The 2,367-nt window shown below is 72.9% G+C and carries 2 protein-coding genes; one reads left to right on the top strand and one right to left on the bottom strand.

Annotated elements, in window-relative coordinates:
• On the bottom strand, positions 1-956 hold a 956-nt coding region (locus tag D471_RS36320), incomplete at its 3' end, for a glycoside hydrolase family 16 protein (protein WP_017601363.1).
• 519 nt (positions 957-1,475) lie between these two features.
• On the opposite strand from D471_RS36320, the gene D471_RS36325 reads away from it, so the two are divergent.
• On the top strand, positions 1,476-2,367 hold an 892-nt coding region (locus D471_RS36325; RefSeq protein WP_017601364.1), incomplete at its 3' end, for an acyltransferase family protein.

Genomic DNA, 2,367 nt, shown 5'->3' on the forward strand with positions numbered 1-2,367 from the left:
CCGGTCGGTTCCCCGGATCCGGTGCCGTTGTCGTAGACGCGGACGTAGTCCACGAGCATCTGCTGGGGGAACCGGGTGGTGCCGTCGGGGTAGCCGGGCCAGGTGCCGCCGACCGCGACGTTGAGGATCATGAAGAACGGGTGGTCGAAGACCCAGGGGTCGCCGCCCAGGTCGGCGGGGGTGAGGGTCTGGAAGGCGACGCCGTCCACCGACCAGGTGATGGCGTCGGGGGTCCAGTCGACCGCGAAGACGTGGAAGTCGTCGGCGAACGCCCAGCCCTGGGGGTGGGCGTAGGGCGCCCCGATGCCATCCGCGCCCGAGTAGCCCGGTCCGTGCACCGTGCCGTGCACGAGGTGGGGTTCGCGGCCGATGTTCTCCATGATGTCGATCTCACCGGAGTCGGGCCAGGGGGTGTCGGGGAAGCTGTCCCCGAGCATCCAGAAGGCGGGCCAGATGCCCTGCCCCTCGGGGATGCGGATACGCGCCTCGAAACGGCCGTAGGCGCGCTCGAACCGGTCCTGGGTGGTCATCCGGGCGGAGGTGTAGGAGCCGTCGCTCTCCCTCCGCGCGGTGATGACGAGGTTGCCGTTCCCGTCGAGCGCGGAGTTGGCCCGGCTGGTGGTGTAGTTCTGGAGTTCGGCGTTGCCCCACCCGTGGTCACCGGTCTCGTGCCGCCACCTGGCGGGGTCGGGAGCGCTCCCGGCGGGTCCGTCGAACTCGTCGGCCCAGACCAGGTCGCCGGGTGCGGCCCGCGACACCGGGGAGGACGGGGACGCGTGGACGAGCTGGGCGTCCACCGGGACCGCGCCCTGCTGCGCGGCCAGCCCCACGACCGCCAGGACGGCGACCGCGGCCGCCGAGAGGACGCCCGCTCCCGGGCGGCGCGGCGGGCGGTGTCGACGGGGCCGGAGGATTCCGGGGATGCGGGGGCTTCGGGGGACGGTGGTCGGGCTCATCCGACAGCTCCAAACTGCGTGCCCGGGCCTCGCGGTCGGCGTCCACCGCGTGGGGCCGTGCGCGGATCGGCCCGGCTCGGCTGGGGGTGGGGAAGTCGCGCGGCCCATCCACCTGACACCGTGCCACCATGGCGTCACGGAGTGAATGGGGCACAAGCCTTACAGATGCCCCCAGCTCACGACAAGGGGGTTTCACGAGTTTTTGGAAGCGCTCCCATGCGCCGTGCCGAACACGTCCGGGTCCCCACGCGAGCGCTGAATCCGGCCCACGCCCGACCCGGGCACCTGGCAGCGGCCAGCCGGGCCTGACCCACTCCGGAGGGCCCCGCCCCCCACAGCCACCGGGCAGCACACCTTTTCCACCACGGAACGCACCGCCCGACGAACCGTGCGCCCCTCCGCACGCCCCCGGGCATGGGCGCGGTCAAGGATCCTGGCGGGCCGCACCGGCGATCACCCTAAGGATGGGTGAGACTACACGGAGTGAAACAGTCGGACCCGGATCGGTGGTCGCGTCCCATGCCCCGCACCTGGCACCCCAGAACACCAGCGGTCCTCACGCGCATACGGCGGACCGCGCGCTCGACCCCGAAGCGCCGCGACCGCTACGTGGACCTGCTGCGCGCGCTGGCCATCGTGCTCGTGGTCCTGGGCCACTGGCTGGCCGTGGTGGTGACCACCGACGACGGGATCGCCGGAAGCAACGCCCTCGGTATCCTCGCCTGGACCCGCCCGTTGACGTGGCTGTTCCAGGTCATGCCGGTGTTCTTCCTGGTCGGCGGGTACGCCAACGCGGCCTCCCTGACCTCGCACCGGGACAAGGGCGGCGACGGGCTCGGCTGGGTGCTGGGGCGCACGGACCGCCTGCTCCGCCCGACCACCGCGTTCCTGGCCGCCGTGTGGGCGGTCGCGGTCGCCGCGCTGCTGCTGGGGACCCCGCCCGAGCTCGTCGGCCTGGCGCTGTGGGCCGCCGCCATCCCGCTGTGGTTCCTGGCCGCCTACCTGGGCGTCGTCGCCCTCGCCCCGCTGACACACGGGCTGCACCGCCGGTGGGGGGCCGCGGTACCACTGGTCCTCATCGGTCTCGTCCTGGCCTCGGACACCGCACGGCTGGGCTTTGGCCTCCCCCTCGTCGGCGACGCCAACTACCTGCTGGTCTGGCTGGCCATGCACCAACTCGGCTTCCTGTGGCGGGACCGCTGGTCCCGGCCGCGTCCCCTCGTCACCGCCGCGGCCGCCCTGTGCGGGTTCGCTCTGCTGTTGGCACTGACCATGCCGGGCCCCTACCCGACCAGCATGGTGACCGTGCCGGGTCAGGAGCTGGGCAACACCACACCGCCGACGTTCGCGCTCCTGGTCCTCGGCCTGACCCAGACCGCCGCCGTGCTGTGGCTCCCCCCCCCCCCCCCGC

This window comes from Nocardiopsis lucentensis DSM 44048, from assembly GCF_000341125.1.
In the GTDB taxonomy this organism is placed as follows: Bacteria; Actinomycetota; Actinomycetes; order Streptosporangiales; family Streptosporangiaceae; genus Nocardiopsis; species Nocardiopsis lucentensis.